Raw genomic sequence first — 19,540 nt, forward strand, 5'->3', positions numbered from 1 at the left:
AAGCGTCACTGGACGCGGGGGGGCGCGTGTGCTTCATCGCAAGGGCCGATGATGAACGCAACCCTGTCGAGCATCCCATGATCGATCCTCATCTCTTCGACCCCGCCGCCGTCAGCGAGGAGATCCGCGCCCAGAACGCGGACATCGTGGCCAAGCTCGCGGCTCTTCCCGATCCCATGTCCGTGCCGCCGTCCGTCGTGCGGGAACGGCGCGCGCAGGGCCTCGGGCCGTTTCCCCTGATGCCCTCGAGCCCCAGGGCCGAGGTCATCGAGATCGCCGGGCCCGCCGGGCCGCTTCCGCTGCGGATCATCGCCCCCGACAACCCACGGGGTGTTTATTTCCATATTCATGGCGGCGGCTGGACCTGGGGGACCGCTGCCGAGCAGGATCCCTGGCTCGACCGTCTCGCGGATCGCTGCGGGCTCGCCGTCGTGTCGGTGGAATACAGGCTCGCGCCCGAGAGCCCGTATCCTGCGGGGCCGGACGATTGCGAGGCGGCCGCCCTCTGGGTCATCCGCGAGGCTGAAAGCCGCTTCGGCACGTTCCGGCTGTTCATCGGCGGCGAATCGGCGGGGGCTCATCTCTCGGCCGTGACGCTCCTGCGTCTGCGCGACAAGCATGGCCTTACGCCGTTCCGGGGCGCGAACCTCTTCGCGGGCTGCTACGACCTGAACCTGACCCCGAGCGTCCGGCATTGGGGCCCGGAACGGCTGATCCTCAATACCAATGATATCCGGGTTTTCGCCGACAATTTCTGCGGTCGGATGAGCGACCGGACCAATCCGGACGTTTCGCCCCTCTACGCGGACCTGGAGGGGCTCCCACCGGCGCTGTTCTCGGCCGGCACGAAGGACATGCTGCTCGACGACACGCTCTTCATGGCCTCGCGCTGGGCGGCGGCGGGCAATCGGGCGGAGCTCGCCCTCTGGCCGGGCGGATGCCATGTGTTCATCCGCTTCGACAGCGCCCTGAGCGAACAGGCGCTGTCCCGGATCGATGCCTTCCTGGAGGCGCTTTAGCGCATCGTGGGAGCATCGGACCCAAAAGTGCAAATCCACTTTTGGGTCCGATGCTCCGAGCCGCCACCCGAAGCCCTCATGCGGAGGTCCGGGGTGGGGACGATGATCTTGTGCGGGATCTTGGCGCTCTAATCCGCGCCGGCCGGAGAGGGGCGCTGGGTCACGCCGATCTTGGAGGCGGCGATCACGGCCTGGGTGCGGCTGTCGACGCCGAGCTTGTCGAGAATGGCGGAAACGTGGGCCTTCACGGTCGCTTCGGATACGCCAAGCTCATAGGCGATCTGCTTGTTGAGCAGTCCCTCCGAGAGCATGGTCAGCACGCGGACCTGCTGGGGGGTGAGGGTGCCGAGGCGGCGGACCAGGTCGGCGGTCTCCACGTCCTCGGCGGCGGAGAGGTCCACATCCGGCGGGGTCCAGGTGTCACCGGCCAGCACCGCCTGGATGGCGCCGCCGATACTGTCGATGTCGATGGATTTCGGGATAAAGCCCGAGGCGCCGAAATCCATGGCCCGGCGGATCACATTGGGCTCTTCCGTGGCGGACACGATGACGACCGGCAGTTCGGGATACTGCGCCCTCAACGACATGAGCCCGGAAAAACCCTGGACGCCGGGCATCGTCAGATCCAGCAGGATCAGATCGACGTCCCGCTCCTGGGCCAGGGATGCGTTGAGGTCGTCCATGCCGCTCGCCTCGATGACCCGGGCCTCGGGCATGATGGAAGCGACGGACTGCCTCAGCGCGCCGCGAAACAGCGGATGGTCATCGGCGATGATGATCGTGGTGTTCTGACCCTGCACTGCTGCCTTCTCCCACGAGAGCTTTTGTGAGCCTTAGCCGCATCCTCGCCGAAATGGCAAGGCGGCAATCGCGGGCCCTGCTCATTCTACCGGGAAAGATCGGCGGATAATATATGGAAACATACGGGGGGTAGAGTTATGCCCCGATGAGATGAAGGATGATGTCCCGTCGATGCGGGCTGTCCCGGTGCTCGGCGAGGTAAAGGCCCTGCCAAGTGCCGAGGGCCATCTGTCCCTCCATGACGGGAATGCTCAGGGAGACGCCCGACAGGACGGTGCGGATATGGGCGGGCATGTCGTCTGGACCTTCCGTGGAATGGATATAGTCCGCGTCCCGGGGCGCCAGCCGGTCGAAGGCCGCCATCAGGTCGACGCGAACGTCGGGGTCGGCGTTCTCCTGGATGAGCAGGGAGGCGGAGGTATGGCGGCAGAAGACCGTCAGAAGGCCGTGCAGGATGCCCGTGCCGAAGACCCAGCGGGAAACCGCGTCGGTGATGTCGACGAGACCCTGGCCTTCGGTATCCACGAGGAGCCGCCCATTAACCTGCTGGGTTACGCTGCCTTCGGAAAGGGTTTCCACGTTCAGCATCGTCAGGACTCCTGACTTTTGAGGGGGTGAATTTCCTTTTCGCCCCGTTCCAGGATCTTTTCCAGGGTCTCGATCCGGTCTGCCTCGGCAGCAGGCTTGTCCCAGCGGATGCGGTTGATCCGGGGAAACCGCATGGCGACCCCCGACTTGTGCCGGGTCGAACGCTGCAGGCCTTCGAAAGCGACTTCCAGAACGAGCCCGCGATCCCTCCCGTATTCGACCTCCCGCACGGGGCCGAAGCGGTTGACCGTGTGGTTGCGGACATAGCGGTCCAGTTTCACGAGTTCCTCATCGGTGAAGCCGTGATAGGCCTTGCCGACGGGCACCAGCTCCTCCCCATTCGCGCCATCGCGCCAAACGCCGAAGGTGTAGTCGGAATAGAAGGACGAGCGCTTCCCGTGCCCCCGCTGTCCGTACATCATCACCGCATCGACAAGGTAAGGATCGCGTTTCCACTTATACCAGTAACCCTTGGGCCGGCCAGGGAGGTACGGGCTGTTCGCCCGTTTGATCATGCAGCCCTCGATCGCGTCCGCGTCGGGGCCTGCGCCGACGGAGGCCGGATCGGCGCGGGCGGCCGCCAGCTCCTCCCAGGTCTCGAACGGGACCATCGGTGAGAGGTCGATGCGCGGATCTCCGATGCGGGCCACGAGCGCCTCGAGCCGTTTGCGCCGCTCGACGAAGGGACGATCGCGCAGGTCCTCATCGCCTTCGGTGAGAATGTCGTAAACGCGCAGATGCGCCGGAAACTCGGCGATGAGCTTTGGCGTGACCGCCTTCCGGTTGAGCCGCTGCTGCAAGACGTTGAAGCTCTGCACCAGGCCGTTGCGCACGATCAGCAACTCGCCGTCGATGGCGCCTTCGAAATCCAAGGCTTCCAACAGGTCGGGAAAGGCGCGCGAGACGTCCTCGCCCGTCCGGGAGTAGATGCGCCGTACCGGTCGCCCGTGGCTGTCATGGCCTGCGACCGCCTGCAGGCGAATGCCGTCCCATTTCCACTCGGCGAGAAAATCGGAAGGGTCAAGCTTCTCGAAATCCTCGTCCTCCAGCGGATGGGAGAGCATCGGCGGGCGAAACGGAGCAGGATTGCCGGATTCGGGCTTCGGTCCGAGACCCTCGACCCAGGCGAAGAGATCTGCATAGGGCGCGTCCAGCCCGTGCCAGATCAACTCGACTTCGTCGGGCTCGATATCGCCGAGCTGTGCGACCGCCGTTTTCGCCAGCCGGGCCGAAACGCCTACCCGCAGCTCCCGGGTGATCAGCTTCAGGAGCGCCCAGCGTCCGGTCTCGTCGAGGGCATCGAGCCAGCCTGCGACTTTCGCGGGCAGATCGCTCTTGCCCGTCGTCGCCAGGGTCTCGACCACTTCGGTGAGAGTGGGGACATGCGGGGGCGGGTTGTTGTGGCCGACAGAGGGCAGAGCCTGTTCCTCCGTCCCTTCCGGGGAAGAGGGAGCCGTGGGGGCATCGTGGACGACGCGGGCCGCCTCGGCATGCCCGGGCGAAGGCCAGATCAACGCCACCGTTTCGGCGAGGTCGCCCACATAGTGATAGGACATTCGGAACAGTTCCGGATCCGTACGCTCCTCCACGAGACCCCGGATCAGACCGGGCTTCGCCTCCTTGAACATCAGCGAATTGGTCATGGCGGCCAGCGCATAGCCGCGCTCCGGATCGGGCGTGTGGCGGAAATAATCCACGATGAGTCGGAGTTTCGCGTTGCGGCGCGGCTCATAAGCCAGGCGGTCGAGAAGAGCGGCGAAACGGTTCATGCCTCGCCTCCGGCCTGCTGTGCTTCCTCTCCTTCGCCTTCGTCGCCGTAGCCCAGCATATGCAGGGGACGCGCCTTGATGCCGTGGGTGCCGCACCAATGGACCAGCGCATCCTCCTGGCCATGGGTGACCCAGACCTCGCCCGCGCCGGTTTCCCGGATCGTGCGGCACAGATCGTCCCAATCGGAATGGTCGGAGATCACCAGCGGCAGTTCCACGCCCTTCTGGCGCGCCCGCGCCCGCACGCGCATCCAGCCCGAGGCGAAGCACGTCACCGGATCGGGAAAGCGGCGGGACCAGAGGTCTTGAATGGAGGAGGGCGGGCAGATGACGATGGCGCCGGCGAGCTTCGAGCGCTCCGACGCCACGACCTTCGGCGTGTCTCCCAAGGGAATGCCTTCGGATTTATAGAACTCCGTCAGCCTTTCCATGGCGCCGTGCAGATAGATCGGAGGGTCGTAGCCCTCTTCCCGCAGCAGCGCCATGACCCGTTGCGCCTTGCCCAGGGCATAGGCTCCGACGATGTGCGTGCGCTCGGGAAAGAGAGCGACGGAATCGAGGAGCTTGCGCACTTCGTCTCTCGTATCGGGATGACGGAAGACGGGAAGCCCGAAGGTGGCTTCCGTGATGAAGATGTCGCAGGGCACGAGTTCGTATGGCAGGCAGGTCGGGTCTTCGGCGCGCTTGTAGTCGCCCGAGACCACGACGCGCGTGCCGCCCGCCTCTATGGAGATCTGGGCCGAGCCCAGCACGTGCCCGGCGGGCGTGAAACGCACGGTCACGTCGCCGAGCCGCATGCCCTCGCCGAGCGGTGCTTCCTGCAGGCTTCCGGCAAAGTCCCCGCCGTAGCGCACCCCCATGATCAGCAAGGTCTCCCGGGTGGCCAGGACGGCCCCATGGCCCGAGCGCGCATGATCGGAATGACCATGCGTGACGAGGGCCCGCTTCACGGGCCGGACCGGGTCGATATGGAAATCCCCGAGAGGGCAGTAGAGTCCTTGCGGGGTCTGGGTAAGGATGTCGGTGGAGCGCAACGCCATGGATGGGAATATAGTATGCCGTTCGGCAATGTCAGGTTGCGCGGCCATCTGCCGTCGAACCTGGCCCTCACGGTCGAGCTTGGCTTGATCCAGGCCTCGCAGAAGCCCACATGGCAGGCGATGCAAGAGGAGCGACGGCATGCGCGCGATGGTGATCACACGGTTCGGCGGTCCCGATGTCTTCGAGCTTCGGGATATCGAGCGCCCCGAGCCGGGGCCGGGCCAGGTTCTCGTGCGGGTCATCGCCTCCGGAACCAATCCCGTCGACGCCAAGATCCGGCAGGCGGGATCCTGGGCCCAGATCCCGTTCCCGGCCGTGCTGGGCTATGACGTGTCCGGCGTCATCGAGGAGGTCGGTCCCGGCGTGACCGAGTTCAAGGCCGGCGACGAGGTGTTCTATACGCCCGAGATCTTCGGCAATCCGCTCGGCAGCTATGCGGAATACACCGTCGCCTCCGCCGGCATCGTGGCGCGCAAGCCTGCAAATCTGAGCCATGTCGAGGCTGCCGGAATCCCGCTGGCAGGCGGAACTGCCTGGGAGGCGGTCATCCGTCGTCTGAACGTAAGGCCAGGCGAGACCGTCCTCATTCATGGGGGCGCCGGAGGCGTAGGTTCCTTTGCGGTCCAATTCGCCAAAGCGGCCGGTGCGCGTGTGATCGCGACGGCCAGCAAGGCCAACCATCCGGCTCTGCGCGAGCTCGGGGCGGACGTGGCGATCGACTATCGCGCTCCCGATGCGGTCGAGCGGATCATGAAGGAGGCAGGCGGCAGCGTCGATGCCGCCTTCGATACCGCAGGCGGCAACGTGCCGATGAGCACGCTGGTCACCCGGCCCTTCGGGCGGATCGCCACCATTCTTCCGCCGAACGGCGATCTGAACGCCCTCTACACCAAGAACCAGACCCTTTTCGGCACGTTCCTGATGCGCGAGGGGGCGCGGTTGCGGGAGATGACGCCGCTCTTCGAGCGCGGGCAGGCCAAGGTCGTCGTGGACGAGGTTCTGCCGCTCGACGAGGTATCGATCGCCCATGAGCGGCTGGATTCGGGGCATGGCCGCGGCAAGGTCATCCTCCGCGTCGGCCATTAAGGCTGTGCACGGCGCAAGGGCCGTGCTTCGGCATTGACAGCCCTTCGGCGCTGCCTCATGGCAAAGCAATGCTGTTGCCCCACTCCTTCCGCTCCTCCGGCGATGTCCTTGCCGACCGACGCTACGAATATGCCAGCGCGGCTTTCGAGGAGCGCGATTTCGAGGCTGCCGCGGACCTGGCCCGGCAGGTCCTGGAGCTTGCCCCCGGTTTTGCTCCGGCCCATGCTCTCCTGGGGCGTGCAATGGCCGAGCTCGGAGCGCAGGAGCCGGCCGTCGCGGCCTTGCGGCGAGCACTGGAGCTCGAGCCGCAAGATGTCCTGGGCGTGCGCCTCGATCTTGCCCGTCTCGGTGCGGTCCCGGCCGATGCGGCGATGACCGACAGCTATGTGCGGGCGCTGTTCGACGAGTATGCCCCCAAGTTCGAGCGGCATCTCACCAGAGGCCTGGCCTATCGGGGGCCGGAGCTTATCGCCGATGCGCTGCGCCGGGCCTGTTCCGAGCGGATCAAGGATTACAGGTTCGGGCGAGGCATCGATCTCGGCTGCGGGACGGGCCTGATGGGGCAGGCGCTCGACGGCGCGTGCGCGTCGCTGGTGGGTGTCGATCTCTCGCCGCGCATGCTCGAGAAAGCGGCCGGGACGAAGCTCTATGACGCCCTCCATGAGGGCGAACTCGCCTCGTTTCTGAAGACGCGCCCGGATGGCGAGGCCGATCTCGTGGTGGCGGCGGACGTGTTCGTCTACATGGCTGCGCTCGACGAGGTTTTTCGGGAAGCCCATCGCGTCTTGAGGCGTGACGGGCTCTTCGCCTTCACGGTCCAGGCGCATGATGGAGACGGCTTCGTTCTCGGCGCCGACGCGCGCTATGCGCACAGCGAGCGCTATCTGCGCGGCCTGGCGGACGAGACCGGGTTCATGGCCGTGATCCTGGAACGGGTCTCGACCCGGGAAGACCGTGGCGTGCCGGTTCCCGGGCTTCTGGTGGTGATGCAGCGTTGAACGGTTACGCGTCGGGCATCGACGGGTGCGGCGCGGATTCCCAGCAGCCCAGCACCGATTGATCGAAATCGATGATCGAGCCCGTCATAAGGCCGGATTCGGCGCTGGCGAGGAATGCGACGGCACGCGCCACTTCCGCGGGATCGAGCAGCCGGCCGAAGGGCTGTTCCTTCGCGGCCTGTTCGAGCCAGCCGTCCTGCGCGCCGTGATAGGTGCGCATGATGCGATCCTCTCCCGGGGTGCTCATCCAGCCGATATTGAGGCCGTTCACCCGGATGCGCCACGGCATGAGACTGAAGGCGGCGTTCTTGGTGAGGGTCGCGAGCGCTCCCTTAGAGCCGCAATAGGCGGAGATGAAAGGCTGGCCGCCATGGGCCGACATGGAAAGGATGTTGATCATCGCGCCTTCGATCTTCTCGCGGCGCATGATCTTGGCGGCCTCCTGCATGAGAAAGAAGGGGGCGCGCACGTTCACGGCGAACATGCGGTCGAACAGCTCAGGGCTCGTATCGAAGATCGTGCCGCGGTCGGTCATGCCAGCCGCATTCACCAGCACGTCGACCCGTCCGAACACGTCGTCCGCCCGTGCGGTCACGGCGCGTGCCGCGTCGAGATCGGCAAGATCGGCCCTGACGAACTCCGTGCGGCAGCCCTGCGCCGTGATGGCCCGCGCCACGGCCTCGCCCCGTTCCGCGTTGCGGCCGCAGATGACGAGGCCCGCGGCGCCGCGCTCGGCAAGCGTCCGGGCAATGGTTTCCCCGACGCCCTGGGTTCCTCCCGTGACGACGGCGATGGCGTTCTTGAATTGGTTCGAACTGGTCATGGCGCTTCCTGTGGTAGTCGTTTTGCCGGCTTAGCGCATCGTGCGAAAAAGCGGACCCGGTTTTTCGCATAAACGATGCGCTCCCTTAGGAGGGAGCATCGGATTCAATCCCAAAAGTGCAAATCCACTTTTCACGTCCGATGCTCTAGGGTGAAGGCATCCCATGACGGATAGCAAGCGGTCGAGGCCCGGGTTCACACGGGAAGTTCGCTTCCCGTGGCGAAACCTTTCTCCGGCGCCTATCTTGTCAGGGCATGTCGAAAGCGTCCTCATCTTTCCTCCCCCAAATCTTCCGGGACTGGTTCAAAAGCCGAGGCTGGGAGCCTCGCGAGCATCAGTTGCAGCTCCTCGCGAAGGCAAAGGCGGGACGCTCGGTGCTCCTCGTGGCGCCGACAGGCGCGGGAAAGACCCTCGCGGGCTTCCTCCCCAGCCTTGTCGAGCTTGCGGAGCGGGAACCGGTCCGGGGCACGGCGAAGGACAGGCGCGGGCTCCACACCCTCTACATTTCGCCCCTGAAGGCGCTAGCCACCGATATCGCCCGCAATCTCGAAACCCCAGTCCAGGAGATGGGGCTTCCGATCCGGATCGAGACCCGCACGGGCGACACCCCGTCCCACAAGCGGGCGCGGCAGATCGAGCGCCCCCCGGACATTCTGCTGACGACCCCCGAGCAGCTGGCGCTGCTTCTCGCCCATCGTGAGGCGCGCGAATTCTTCAAGGATCTGCGCCGTGTCGTCCTGGACGAGCTGCATTCGCTCGTGACCTCGAAGCGCGGGGACCTCCTGTCACTCGGGCTGGCGCGGCTCCTGAGCATCGCTCCGCAGGCGACAGCCGTCGGCTTGTCGGCCACGGTCCGCGAGCCGGACGATCTGCGGCGTTATCTGGTGCCGCAACGGGAGGCGAACCTTGCCGATCTCGTCGTGGTGAAAGGCGGGGCGCAGCCCGACATCCGCATGCTGGAGCTCGACGAGCACCTCCCGCTGGCCGGCCATACGGCCTCTCTTTCGATGCCTTCGATCTATCGGCTCATCAGGGAGCACAGGACGACCCTGGTCTTCGTGAACACGCGCCTGCAGGCGGAATACACGTTTCAGGAACTCTGGAAACTCAACGACGATGGCCTTGCGATCGCTCTCCATCACGGATCGCTCGATGTGGCGCAACGTCGCCGGGTCGAAGAGGCGATGGCGGCCGGGCGGCTCAAGGCGGTGGTGTGTACCGCAACGCTCGACCTCGGCATCGACTGGGGGGATGTGGATCTCGTCGTGAATGTGGGGGCCCCGAAGGGGGCGTCGCGCATCATGCAGCGCATCGGCCGGTCGAACCATCGCATGGACGAGCCGTCCGAGGCCTATCTCGTTCCGGCCAACCGCTTCGAAATCCTCGAATGTCGCGCCGCATTGGACGCCGTGCACGAGGCCGCGCAGGACACGCCCGACGCACGGATCGGCGCGCTCGATGTGCTCTGCCAGCATATTCTCGGCATGGCCTGCGCCGATCCTTTTCGGCTCGAGGATCTTTATGAGGAGGTGCGTTCGGCAGCACCCTATGCGGACCTGACCTGGGAGGATTTCGAGGCCTGTGTCGCCTTTGTCGCCACAGGCGGCTACGCCCTTCGCGCCTATGAGCGCTTCGCCAAGATCGTGAAGGGCAACGATGGCCTCTGGCGTGTGCGCGACGGCAAGGTCGCGCAGCAATACCGCCTGAATGTCGGCACCATCGTCGAATCCACCATGATCAAGGTCCGCCTCGGCAAGACCTCGCGGGCACGACCCGGGACCGTTCTGCCGCGCGGCCGCATTCTCGGGGAAATCGAGGAATATTTCGCCGAGACCCTGACGCCCGGCGACACCTTTCTCTTTGCGGGCGAGGTGCTTCGCTTCGAGGGGATCGCCGAGGACGAGGTGCTGGTGACCCGCGCGGCATCCGGAACGGATCCGATGATCCCATCCTACGAGGGCGGCAAGTTCCCACTGTCGACCTTTCTGGCAGCCCGCGTTCGCGAAATCCTGGCGGATCCCTTCGAATGGGATCGTCTGCCGCCGCAGATGACAGAGTGGCTCTTGCAGCAGCGCCGCCGTTCCATCGTCCCGGGGCCACGCGACCTTCTCGTCGAGACTTTTCCGCGCGGCAACCGGTTCTACATGACCTGCTTTCCCTTCGAGGGGCGGCTTGCGCACCAGACGCTCGGCATGCTGCTCACCCGCCGCCTGGAGCGCGCGCGGCTGAAGCCTCTCGGTTTCGTCGCGAACGATTACGGCATCGCCGTCTATGCCTCCGGCGACATCGCCGCACGGGCGGCGCGGGAGCCGGCCTTCCTGGACGAGCTGTTCTCCGAGGACATGCTGGGCGACGACCTGGAGGATTGGCTGGCGGAATCCTCCCTGATGAAGCGCACCTTCCGCCAATGCGCCGTGATCGCGGGATTGATCGAGCGCCGCTTCCCCGGCGAGCACAAGACGGGACGGCAGGTGACGATCTCGACCGACCTCGTCTACGACGTGCTGCGCAAGCACGAACCCGATCACGTCCTGCTGCGAGCCGCGCGGGCGGATGCGGCAACGGGACTCCTGGACGTGAGGCGCCTCGGCATGATGCTTCAGCGCATCCGGGGGCGAATCATCCACAAACCGCTCGACCGGGTTTCTCCCTTGAGCGTGTCCGTCATGCTGGAGATCGGCCGCGAGCGCGTCTATAGCGACAATGCGGACGAGATTCTGGCCGAGGCGGAAGCGGCGCTTCTCGACGAGGCTTTGGCGTGACGGCTTTGCGAAAGAACAAACAGACAACCCACGAGATCGAGCTGGCGGGGCAGTTGGCCGTCCTGGATCTGTCCGGCGGCATGATCCTGCCCGCACATGATGCGCTGCTGGTTGCCGACCTGCATTTCGAAAAGGGCTCGTCCTTCGCGCGCCGCGGCATGATGCTGCCGCCTTACGACACCCGCGAGACCCTGAGCGCTCTGGCCGACGCGGTGTCGCGCTTCAACCCGCGCGTCGTCATTGCGCTGGGCGACAGCTTTCACGACATCGGCGGACCCGAGCGGCTCGGCGAGGAGGAACGCTCCACCCTGGGCAGCGTTCAGACCGGTCGCGACTGGATCTGGGTGACGGGCAACCACGACCGCATTCTGCCGGAAAGCATCGGCGGGCAGGTCGTGGAGGAGATGACGTTTGGCTCTTTGACCCTGCGGCACGAGCCGGCTGCGGGGGAGGTGGCAGAGATTGCGGGGCATCTGCATCCCGTTGGCAAGGTGGTGATGCGGGGGCGGGCGACGCGCCGCCGCTGTTTCCTGACGGACGGCACCCGCTGCATCATGCCCGCGCTCGGGGCCTATGCGGGAGGCCTCAACGCCTGCGATGCCGCCTTCAGGCCGCTCTTCCCGAAAGGTTTCACGGCCCATCTCATCGGAAGCGAGCGCATCTTCGCCATCGCGAAGGCGATGCTCTGCCGGGACTGACGGTTTAGTCTCGCCGGAAAATGACGCTGGCGAGCCAGCCGAACGCGATGGCGAGCAGCGCGGTGGCGAGGCCGTAGAGCAGCGACCAGTCCCGAGCCACGGCGCCGACCTGCTCCTCGAAACCGGTCTTGACCAGCTCGAAGTGAGTGATCGTGCTCGCCAGGATCACCGTATCGGCGAGCAGAACGACCTGCACGTCGTATTCGCCCGGCGGCGCCGTCGCGGGGAGCGGGATGCTGGCCCGGAAGATGTCGGACGTGAGGAACGTGACCCCGCGCTCGTCCTCCAGATAGAGGCCTTCCTGGGCTCTGAGGCGATACAGAGCCTCGCGAAACTCCTTGTCTTCGCCATCGCCACGGTCATTCGTGAAATCCGGGGCGTTGATGATTGCCCTCAGGCCGATCTTCTGGCGCTGGCGCAACTGGTCGCTCGTGGTTTCCTCGATCGGCCTCGAACTCAGGACGCTCAAATAGGCCGGTGCCTGCGGGAATTTCTGCTGCTCCTGATTGACCCAGACGGGACCCACTTTCTGCTTCTCGCGCACCGTGAGGAACTGCCGCGGGCCGCGGGCCGTGACGACTACGTCGTAGCCGGTGGCGCGGGCAATGGTTTGCGCGTCCCGCTCGATGGCACCGAACACGGCAATGGACGTCCCCGTATAGTTCGAGTTGATGAGAACGCGATGGTTCGACAGGGACGTGATCAGCGTTTCCGCCGAGGCAGGACTCAGGGAGACGAGCGCCATCGAGAGAATCCAGAAAAGTCTCACTGGCGCCGTTCCTGCACGGTGAGCGAGAACGGTTCCCGGGGTTGGATGACGAGTTCCAGGGCGAAGCGCAGGCCCACGGCGAGCAGCAGGATGGCAAGGAGGAAACGGAACAGCTCTGCTCTCAGGTTCCGGCCCATGCGGGCGCCGAACTGGGCCCCGAAGACGCCGCCCACGATGAGCAGGATCGCCAGTACCATGTCGACTGCCTGATTCATCACCGCATGCAGGATGAGGGCGACGAGGGTCGTACAGACGATCTGGAGATGCGAGGTTCCAACGACCACGGTGGTCGGTACGCGGAAGATGTAAAGCAGTGCCGGTACGACGATGAAGCCGCCGCCGATACCGAGCACGGCTCCGGCAAAGCCGATGAACAGGGAGAGCCCGAGAACGGGGATAACGCTGACGTAGAGCTTGGAGCGATAAAAGCGCATCCGCAGCGGCCAGCCGAGATAAGGGGCGTGTTCGCCGGCCTGGCGCCGCGGGCGCACGGCGCCGCCGCGACGCCTTGTCCAGAATTCGCGGATGCTTTCCTTCAGCATGAGGCTGCCGACGACCGTGAACAGCGTCACGTAGGAAAGGACAATCACGAGATCGAGCTGACCTGCCCGCCGGACGGCGGCGAAGAACCAGACGCCGAGTGCCGATCCGACAAGCCCCCCGGCGACCAGGATGGCGCCGAGCTTGTGATCGAGCGCGTTGCGCCGGAGCGCCCCGAGCACGCTGGTGGTCGAGGACGCGACGATCTGGGCCGATTGGGTGGCGACCGCGACTGCGGGAGGGATGCCGAGGAAGATGAGGAGGGGCGTCATCAGGAAGCCGCCTCCGATGCCGAACAGGCCGGAGATGAAGCCCACCGCTGCACCCATCCCGAGGATGAGAAGAACGCTTACAGGCATTTCAGCGATCGGCAGATAGATTTGCACTCCGGATCCCCTTGGCCGGTGCAGCCTCGGCTTGTGACAATGATGCGAGGGGCGATTTAAAGGACAGGCGATGAACGTAAGCTGACCGCTTTGGGTTCAGTCATCAACTCCTCTTGTCCGAGGTCTCGTTCAACGCCGCCGTCTGTCCGCCCGAGGGAGCGGGCACGCCGTTCGCGAAAGGGTCGACCGGGCGGGGTTGCCACCGCTCGATCGAGGCTTGGGTGGCCTTTCGTTCAGCAGCGCTGAGCCGTCCGGCGAGTTCGTCGCGCTTCTTGGCGGCCTCGGTATCGCCCTGAGCGGCCGCGAGAGCGAGCCACATATAGGCCTTCGCATAATCCTGCTTGGTCCCGATGCCGCGGGCGAGAAGCACGCCGACGTTGAACTGGCTGTCCTTGAGGCCGGCCTCGGCAGCCTCGCTGTACCAGCGGTAAGCCGTCGCATAATCAGGCTTGCCGTTCAGCCCCGACACGAGAAGCGTGGCGAGGTTGTGCATCGCATGGATGTTGCCTCCCTGCGCCGCCCGTTCGTACCAGATGGCCGCCTGCTTCGGATCGCGCTCGCGGCCGATGCCCTTTTCCATCAGCGTCGCAAGCCTTTCCTGCGCCGGCGGGAGGCCGGCCTGGGCTGCACGCTCATAGAGATGAGTGGCGAGGGGCATGTCCTGAGGAAGACCGCGGCCTTCGGCGGCACGGGACGCGATCTCGTAAAGGGCCGACGCGTCGCCTGCGCGCGCCGCCTCGCGGAGCGGGGCCGGAACGGTGACGGGGATGTCACCGACCGTTGCGGGGTCAATGAGGAACTTCGGCGTTGCGTCGGCGCCTGGCGCGGTGAGCGCCGGTTCGATCGTTGTGGCCAGGCTCGATGGCTGGAAGAGGTTCGTCGTCTCCAGAGGTGCGGCGATACTTCCCGTTTCGGTGGTCTCTTCGGAAGACCGCGCCTTGGGATGAGAATCGGCCCGCAAGGCGCTGCCCGAGACGATCAGCGGGAGAGAGGAGGGTACGAGGCCGCTCGATACGACATGGACGGCGCCCGTGGCCAGAACGACAAGGCCCAGTCCCAGAAGAAGCGAGCGGCGGTGCGCGTCGAAGCTCCGGCGGATACGCTCCATGAGAGAGGCCGGTGAGACGGACGAACCTTGCTCTGCCGCCATGGCCCCGAATTCTTCGAGAGCCATCTCTTCCCCGGTTTCGGACGGGAGGGCGGAGTCATCCGCCTTGTCGACCTGTGCGGCGCGTCGGGCGGCTGCGATGAAGCTCGCCCGCACATTGCCGAAATCCTCATCCGCCGGCTGGTGCGTGATGACCTCGGATCCGATCGGCCCACCATGGGCTTCGGCACCTGTCGTTGCGACCTCTTCGACCTGGGACAGGGTGACCGCATGCAGGCGGCGTACGGCTGCCTCCAGACGGTCCGTCGGGGGCATCGGTCGAGAGGAGGGGTCGAGGCCGGACGGGCCGGGCGGGGCGGATCGGGGCTCTCCGGCGATCCGTTCCGGGAAGCGGGAGATGAGCGTTTCCAGGGCACCGTGGACCGCGCGCAAGGTCTCCTGCGTTTTCTTGTCGGCTCGGCTCTGCAAAGCCTTCAGCTCGACGAATCCTTGCTTCAACGCGTCGATATCGGCCGCAACGGGCAGGCTCGGCTGAAGATCCTTCAGGGCGGTCTTTGCGGCGCGCTCTGCAATTTCGGCAGCGTCGGTCTGGAGATGGCGCAGATAGTGCGTGGCTTCGTCGAGAATTTTCTGCAGGGGCTCTCCCGATCTCTCGGCCAGCCGTTCTGCAAGGGCGCCGATCTGCTGATCGAGGGCCTCGAGGCTCAAGGGTGCGGACGAGGTGCGATCGAGCTTCTCGTCGATGCCGCGCAAGATGGGCTCCACCACTGAGATGTCGGCCCGCTCGCCGATCTGACGAAGGGTCTCTTCGACCGTATCGAATCGCTGCATCAGCGCCTCTCGTGGGAGAGGCTCCTTATCGGCGACGACTTGAACCTGAGCCGACAGGCGCTCGATCATGGCACCGAGAGCATCGTTCTGCCGGAACCGGTCCTCTGACAGCTCGGCCATGCGCTCGGTCAGGAACGCCAGCTGATCGGCGATAGGATCGAGATCTGCGGTTTCCGGCGCCGGGCGGCTCGCCAGTGCCGCCAAGTCGCGGCTCATGGTGTCGAGCTGCGACGGCATGTCGGACGCTTCCTGCATCGCAGCGGTGCGGTTCAGAGCGGCGCACACATTTTCGAGCGATGTCTTGAGAGCGGAGAAATCGCTGCGCTCGACCTGATTGCCGCGGAGATCCGCGACCTGGTCGGCGATGGCCGTCACTTCCTTCGATAGCCGTTCGATCTGGCGTGGCTCTGCGCGGTGCGAGAGATCATGGCGCAGGTCCACAATCTGACTGCTGAGAAAATCGATGACGCTGCGGTCGATGCCGGTTTCCGCGATCCGCTCGACCCGGGCTTTCAGCTCGTCGATCTCCCCTCCGATCCGCTCGTTCAGGGCGCCGCTGACATCCTCCGAGAGGGTCCGGATCTGGCGATATATGGCTGCCGTGGACTGCGCGAGGATCAGGAGATCCTTGCTGGCGGGGCCATGGGCGATCTCCTTGGCGATGTCCTTGAGGGCGCGGCCGAGCGAGGCAAGTTCCTCCTGAGTCGCAAGATTGTCCACGCTTGCGCGGAGCCGCTCCATTTCGGCCTGGATCGCATCGATAGCGGGATTCCATGGAGCTTCAGGCTGCGCCTGCCGTTCGGCCACGGCTTGGCGCTCGACCGAGTCAAGGCGGCTCCTCAAGGTGGAAAGCGCCTGCGAGAGCGCGGTTGCCATGCGGTCCTGATGGTCTGCGGAGGCACGGGCGGTCTCGTTCAGCCGTTCCTCCGTCTGCTCGATCCAGCTCGCCATGGACTCCAGCGCAATCGCGGTGCGGGACGCATGATCCTGCGCCTGGCGTTCGCCTTGGGCCGCAACGGCCGCCATCAGGGTTTCGAACGTGCGTTCCAGCTCCGGCCGCGCGGTTCTGGCGTGACGAGGCGCAGCGCCACCTGGTTCAGGGCTATTGGGCTCGCGCTCCTGAAGAGGGGACGCTCGCCTGGCGTCCTTGTCCACCAGGATGGCAGCCGCCCATTCCTCGAGGCTCAATCCAGCGCGACGGGCGGCACCTTTGGCCCATTGCCGGGCGTCGAGATCCGGTTCGTCGAGGTTCGGAAGGACAGGGTGTCTCATGGCCGCGCTCGCGGGGGATACTATGAACTTCTGGCCCGCCCTAAGCCCCCTGCTTATGCTTGCCGCGACGCTCGTGACATTTGAGATCGAGGCGAATCACATGGCCTCATGGGCACTCGAGCGACGATGCAACTTTCGGTCAACGTCGTAAAAAAGCCGTTAAGGGAACGGGCTTTAGCGCTCTACACCCCTCTCTGAACGGGCAGTTTCCCCTTGGGTAGAGGGCAAGCAAAACCGGGCCGCAATGCCAATAGCCGGCACTTGCCCTGAAGCTCTTGCAATGAACACGATTGATGTACTATCATAACGTTACGGACAACGTGCCGATGCACATCAACAATAACTGACGGGGCATTCGATGAGCCAAATTGTAGCGGATTTCAGTCACAATGAGTCGGGGGAAGGCGCCAAGGTCTACACCATCGGGGATCTGGCGCGCGAATTCAGCGTGACGTTGCGGACTTTGCGCTTCTACGAGGATCGCGGTCTCCTCTCACCACGTCGGGACGGTACCGCCCGCATCTACGATTCGCGCGATCGTGAGCGTCTCTCGGTGATTTTGAAGGGCAAGCAGCTCGGATTTACCCTTACTGAGATCCGCGCCATGCTGGCGGAGGAACGGTCGGTCAACGGTCCGGCTCTGAATCTCCGACTGTCGTTGGACCAGGTCGAGGATCAAATCCGCCATCTGGAGCAGCAGAAGGCGGAGATCGAAGAGGCCCTCGAAGAACTCAGAACCCGCCGCAGCAGCCTCGCCATCGCGGCATAGAGCCGGTAGGTCTCAGGCATTGACGACGAGCCCGGAGGGACGAGGATGAAGATCATCCTCGTCCCTCCGGGCTCATTTGCTTGAGGAAACGGCTATCGACTGGGCGCCGCCATTGCGTGCCTCCGCCAGGTCTTGTGCGTGAAGCCCCTTCCAGGCCCTGAACTTCTGTCCGTGTTCACGGAGATTTTGCGCCCTACCTCTTTCCAAAAGAACTTGATGGTTTATATCTAAACTATCCGACGAGCTGGACTGATCGCATGACGAGCTGATGCCAGCGGCCGATCCTGGAGGAGGAGTGTATGCCGGTTTACAAGGCCCCTGTCGAAGACGTCATGTTTCTCTTGAACGACGTTTTCCAGCTCGAGCGTCACAACAATCTGCCGGGCTTTGCGGATGCCACGCCGGATGTGGTGGAGGCGATCCTCTCCGAGGGAGCCAGACTCTGCGAGGAGGTGTTCGCTCCCCTGAACCGCACGGGGGATCTGGAGGGCTGCACCCGCAATCCGGACGGTTCCGTGACGACGCCGAAAGGCTTCAGAGAGGCCTATGAGGCCTACGCGGCCGGCGGTTGGATGGGCCTGTCGATGCCGGAGGAATACGGCGGCCAGGGACTGCCCTCGACGCTGAACACCGTCATGCAGGAATTCGTCTCCTCCGCGAACCTGTCCCTCGGCATGTATCCGGGACTGACCCAGGGTGCCATCGCGGCCCTTCTGGTTCATGGGACCGAGCAGCAGAAGAAGACCTATCTGCCGAAGATGGTCGAGGGCGCCTGGACCGGCACCATGAACCTGACCGAGCCCCATTGCGGCACGGATCTGGGCCTGCTCAAGACCAAGGCGGTCCCGAACGGCGACGGTTCCTATGCGATCTCGGGCACCAAGATCTTCATCTCGGCCGGTGAGCACGACATGGCTGAGAACATCGTGCATTTGGTGCTGGCCCGGATCGAGGGCGCGCCAGCGGGGACCAAGGGCATCTCGCTTTTCGTGGTGCCCAAGTTCCTCGTCGACAAGGATGGTTCGCTGGGATCAAGGAACGGCGTGTCCTGCGGCTCGCTCGAGCACAAGATGGGCATTCACGGCAATGCCACCTGCGTCATGAACTACGACGGTGCGGTGGGCTGGCTCGTGGGCCAGGAGAACCGCGGCCTCAATGCCATGTTCGTGATGATGAACGAGGCACGTCTCGCGGTCGGCGTGCAGGGGCTGTCGCAATCGGAGGCCGCTTACCAGAATGCTGTCGCCTACGCGAAGGAGCGTCTGCAGGGCCGCTCCCTCGATGGCCCGAAGTTCCCGGACAAACCTGCCGATCCGATCATCGTGCATCCCGATGTGCGCCGCACGCTTCTGTCCATCAAGTCCTTCAACGAGGCCGGGCGCGCGCTCCTCGTCTGGACGGCGCTGAAGAGCGACATCGCGCATCGTTCGGCCGACGAGGCCGAGCGTCAGTCGGCGGACGACCATATGGGCCTCCTGACTCCGGTGGTGAAGGGCGTGCTGACCGATCTCGGCTTCGAGAATACCGTGAAGGCGCAGCAGATGTTCGGTGGCCACGGCTATATCGAGGAATGGGGCATGTCGCAGTTCGTGCGCGATGCCCGCATCCCCATGATCTACGAGGGCGCGAACGGAATCCAGGCGATGGACCTCGTGGGCCGCAAGCTCGGGAAGGATGGCGGCCGCGCCATCATGAGCTTCTTCAACGAGGTCGGCGCGTTCTGCCAGGAGAACAGCGACGGGAACCTGAAGGGCTTCGTCACTCCCTTGCAGCAAGGTCTCGAACACCTGCAGCAGGCCACCATGTGGTTCATGCAGAACGCCATGGCGAAGCCCGACAATGCCGGCGCCGGCGCCACCGATTACATGCATCTCTTCGGCACTGTCGCGATGGGCTATATGTGGGCCAGAATCGCGAAGGCCGCGCATGCCAAGAAAGCCCATGGAGACGGCGCGGCCGAGAGAATGGACGCGAAACTGCTGACGGGACGGTTCTTCATGGAACGCATGATGCCGGAAACCGGCCTGCGCCTGGCGCGCATCACGTCCGGTGCGGATGTCACGATGGCGATGTCGGTGGAGGCATTCTGATGGATTGGCGTCTTTCCGGCCGCAGCCAAGCGAAGGGCCGGAAACGCGAGACGAGTGAAGAGCCTAGAGCATCGAACGCGGGAAGTGGGAACCGGTTTCGCGTGCAAAGATGCTCAAGCAAGGAGAGCATCGAACGCGGGAAGTGGGAACCGGTTTCGCGTGCAAAGATGCTCAGGATCACAATATTACA

Annotated in this window: 15 protein-coding genes; 7 read left to right on the forward strand and 8 right to left on the reverse strand. The window is 64.8% G+C overall.

Features of this window, described 5'->3' with window-relative positions; all coding sequences use genetic code 11:
• Positions 1–77: 77 nt before the first annotated feature.
• Positions 78–1,019, forward strand: a complete 942-nt coding sequence (locus tag AB8841_RS00650; RefSeq protein WP_370433958.1) for an alpha/beta hydrolase — start codon at positions 78–80, stop codon at positions 1,017–1,019.
• A gap of 128 nt (positions 1,020–1,147) precedes the next feature.
• Here the strand turns inward: AB8841_RS00650 and AB8841_RS00655 are convergent, their stop codons facing one another.
• From AB8841_RS00655 to AB8841_RS00670, 4 genes are all read right to left on the reverse strand, one after another.
• Complete coding sequence (locus tag AB8841_RS00655; protein ID WP_370433959.1) at positions 1,148–1,819, reverse strand: response regulator; 672 nt, start codon at positions 1,817–1,819, stop codon at positions 1,148–1,150.
• A gap of 136 nt (positions 1,820–1,955) precedes the next feature.
• Positions 1,956–2,408, reverse strand: coding sequence for a secondary thiamine-phosphate synthase enzyme YjbQ (locus tag AB8841_RS00660; protein ID WP_370433960.1), 453 nt, complete (start codon positions 2,406–2,408; stop codon positions 1,956–1,958).
• A 2-nt stretch (positions 2,409–2,410) separates the two neighbouring features.
• Positions 2,411–4,177 carry a cisplatin damage response ATP-dependent DNA ligase gene (locus AB8841_RS00665; protein ID WP_370433961.1) on the reverse strand — a complete coding sequence of 589 codons (1,767 nt, stop codon included), beginning with the start codon at positions 4,175–4,177 and terminating at the stop codon, positions 2,411–2,413.
• The gene (locus AB8841_RS00670; RefSeq protein ID WP_370435497.1) at positions 4,174–5,217 is read right to left on the reverse strand and encodes a ligase-associated DNA damage response exonuclease; all 1,044 of its coding nucleotides are present in this window, start codon (positions 5,215–5,217) and stop codon (positions 4,174–4,176) included. Before AB8841_RS00670 ends, AB8841_RS00665 begins: the two co-directional genes overlap by 4 nt.
• A gap of 139 nt (positions 5,218–5,356) precedes the next feature.
• Here AB8841_RS00670 and AB8841_RS00675 point away from each other — a divergent pair, with 139 nt between their 5' ends.
• The gene (locus AB8841_RS00675) at positions 5,357–6,304 is read left to right on the forward strand and encodes a zinc-dependent alcohol dehydrogenase family protein (protein ID WP_370433962.1); all 948 of its coding nucleotides are present in this window, start codon (positions 5,357–5,359) and stop codon (positions 6,302–6,304) included.
• Between the two features lie 68 nt (positions 6,305–6,372).
• Positions 6,373–7,302 carry a methyltransferase domain-containing protein gene (locus AB8841_RS00680; RefSeq protein WP_370433963.1) on the forward strand — a complete coding sequence of 310 codons (930 nt, stop codon included), beginning with the start codon at positions 6,373–6,375 and terminating at the stop codon, positions 7,300–7,302.
• Positions 7,303–7,306: 4 nt separating this feature from the next.
• On the opposite strand, the gene AB8841_RS00685 is transcribed toward AB8841_RS00680, so the two are convergent.
• On the reverse strand, positions 7,307–8,125 hold the full coding sequence (locus AB8841_RS00685) for an SDR family oxidoreductase (RefSeq protein WP_370433964.1): 819 nt from the start codon (positions 8,123–8,125) through the stop codon (positions 7,307–7,309).
• A 254-nt stretch (positions 8,126–8,379) separates the two neighbouring features.
• Between AB8841_RS00685 and AB8841_RS00690 the strand changes: the two genes are divergently transcribed.
• The gene (locus AB8841_RS00690; RefSeq protein WP_370433965.1) at positions 8,380–10,887 is read left to right on the forward strand and encodes a ligase-associated DNA damage response DEXH box helicase; all 2,508 of its coding nucleotides are present in this window, start codon (positions 8,380–8,382) and stop codon (positions 10,885–10,887) included.
• Positions 10,884–11,585 carry a ligase-associated DNA damage response endonuclease PdeM gene (pdeM, locus tag AB8841_RS00695; protein WP_370433966.1) on the forward strand — a complete coding sequence of 234 codons (702 nt, stop codon included), beginning with the start codon at positions 10,884–10,886 and terminating at the stop codon, positions 11,583–11,585. The genes AB8841_RS00690 and pdeM overlap by 4 nt, the downstream gene beginning before the upstream one ends.
• A 4-nt stretch (positions 11,586–11,589) precedes the next feature.
• On the opposite strand, the gene AB8841_RS00700 is transcribed toward pdeM, so the two are convergent.
• From AB8841_RS00700 to AB8841_RS00710, 3 genes are all read right to left on the reverse strand, one after another.
• Positions 11,590–12,354: a TIGR02186 family protein gene (locus tag AB8841_RS00700; RefSeq protein WP_370433967.1), complete on the reverse strand. Its 765-nt coding sequence runs from the start codon at positions 12,352–12,354 to the stop codon at positions 11,590–11,592.
• On the reverse strand, positions 12,351–13,280 hold the full coding sequence (locus tag AB8841_RS00705) for a sulfite exporter TauE/SafE family protein (RefSeq protein WP_370433968.1): 930 nt from the start codon (positions 13,278–13,280) through the stop codon (positions 12,351–12,353). Before AB8841_RS00705 ends, AB8841_RS00700 begins: the two co-directional genes overlap by 4 nt.
• Before the next feature lie 103 nt (positions 13,281–13,383).
• The gene (locus tag AB8841_RS00710; RefSeq protein ID WP_370433969.1) at positions 13,384–16,491 is read right to left on the reverse strand and encodes a hypothetical protein; all 3,108 of its coding nucleotides are present in this window, start codon (positions 16,489–16,491) and stop codon (positions 13,384–13,386) included.
• A 358-nt stretch (positions 16,492–16,849) separates the two neighbouring features.
• Between AB8841_RS00710 and AB8841_RS00715 the strand changes: the two genes are divergently transcribed.
• Positions 16,850–17,260 (forward strand): MerR family transcriptional regulator, encoded by a 411-nt coding sequence (locus tag AB8841_RS00715; RefSeq protein ID WP_370433970.1) that lies wholly within the window; start codon positions 16,850–16,852, stop codon positions 17,258–17,260.
• A 299-nt stretch (positions 17,261–17,559) separates the two neighbouring features.
• Positions 17,560–19,350 carry an acyl-CoA dehydrogenase C-terminal domain-containing protein gene (locus AB8841_RS00720; RefSeq protein WP_370433971.1) on the forward strand — a complete coding sequence of 597 codons (1,791 nt, stop codon included), beginning with the start codon at positions 17,560–17,562 and terminating at the stop codon, positions 19,348–19,350.
• Positions 19,351–19,540 lie beyond the last annotated feature (190 nt).

The organism is Microvirga sp. TS319, assembly GCF_041276405.1.
GTDB lineage: Bacteria > Pseudomonadota > Alphaproteobacteria > Rhizobiales > Beijerinckiaceae > Microvirga.

Bases quoted from the DNA above. Each gene is read 5' to 3' on its own strand.
- AB8841_RS00650 (WP_370433958.1), top strand. From the start codon at position 78: ATGATCGATCCTCATCTCTTCGACCCCGCCGCCGTCAGCGAGGAGATC.
- AB8841_RS00660 (WP_370433960.1), bottom strand. From the start codon at position 2,408: ATGCTGAACGTGGAAACCCTTTCCGAAGGCAGCGTAACCCAGCAGGTT.
- AB8841_RS00665 (WP_370433961.1), bottom strand. From the start codon at position 4,177: ATGAACCGTTTCGCCGCTCTTCTCGACCGCCTGGCTTATGAGCCGCGC.
- AB8841_RS00670 (WP_370435497.1), bottom strand. From the start codon at position 5,217: ATGGCGTTGCGCTCCACCGACATCCTTACCCAGACCCCGCAAGGACTC.
- AB8841_RS00675 (WP_370433962.1), top strand. From the start codon at position 5,357: ATGCGCGCGATGGTGATCACACGGTTCGGCGGTCCCGATGTCTTCGAG.
- AB8841_RS00680 (WP_370433963.1), top strand. From the start codon at position 6,373: ATGCTGTTGCCCCACTCCTTCCGCTCCTCCGGCGATGTCCTTGCCGAC.
- AB8841_RS00685 (WP_370433964.1), bottom strand. From the start codon at position 8,125: ATGACCAGTTCGAACCAATTCAAGAACGCCATCGCCGTCGTCACGGGA.
- AB8841_RS00690 (WP_370433965.1), top strand. From the start codon at position 8,380: ATGTCGAAAGCGTCCTCATCTTTCCTCCCCCAAATCTTCCGGGACTGG.
- AB8841_RS00710 (WP_370433969.1), bottom strand. From the start codon at position 16,491: ATGAGACACCCTGTCCTTCCGAACCTCGACGAACCGGATCTCGACGCC.
- AB8841_RS00715 (WP_370433970.1), top strand. From the start codon at position 16,850: ATGAGCCAAATTGTAGCGGATTTCAGTCACAATGAGTCGGGGGAAGGC.
- AB8841_RS00720 (WP_370433971.1), top strand. From the start codon at position 17,560: ATGCCGGTTTACAAGGCCCCTGTCGAAGACGTCATGTTTCTCTTGAAC.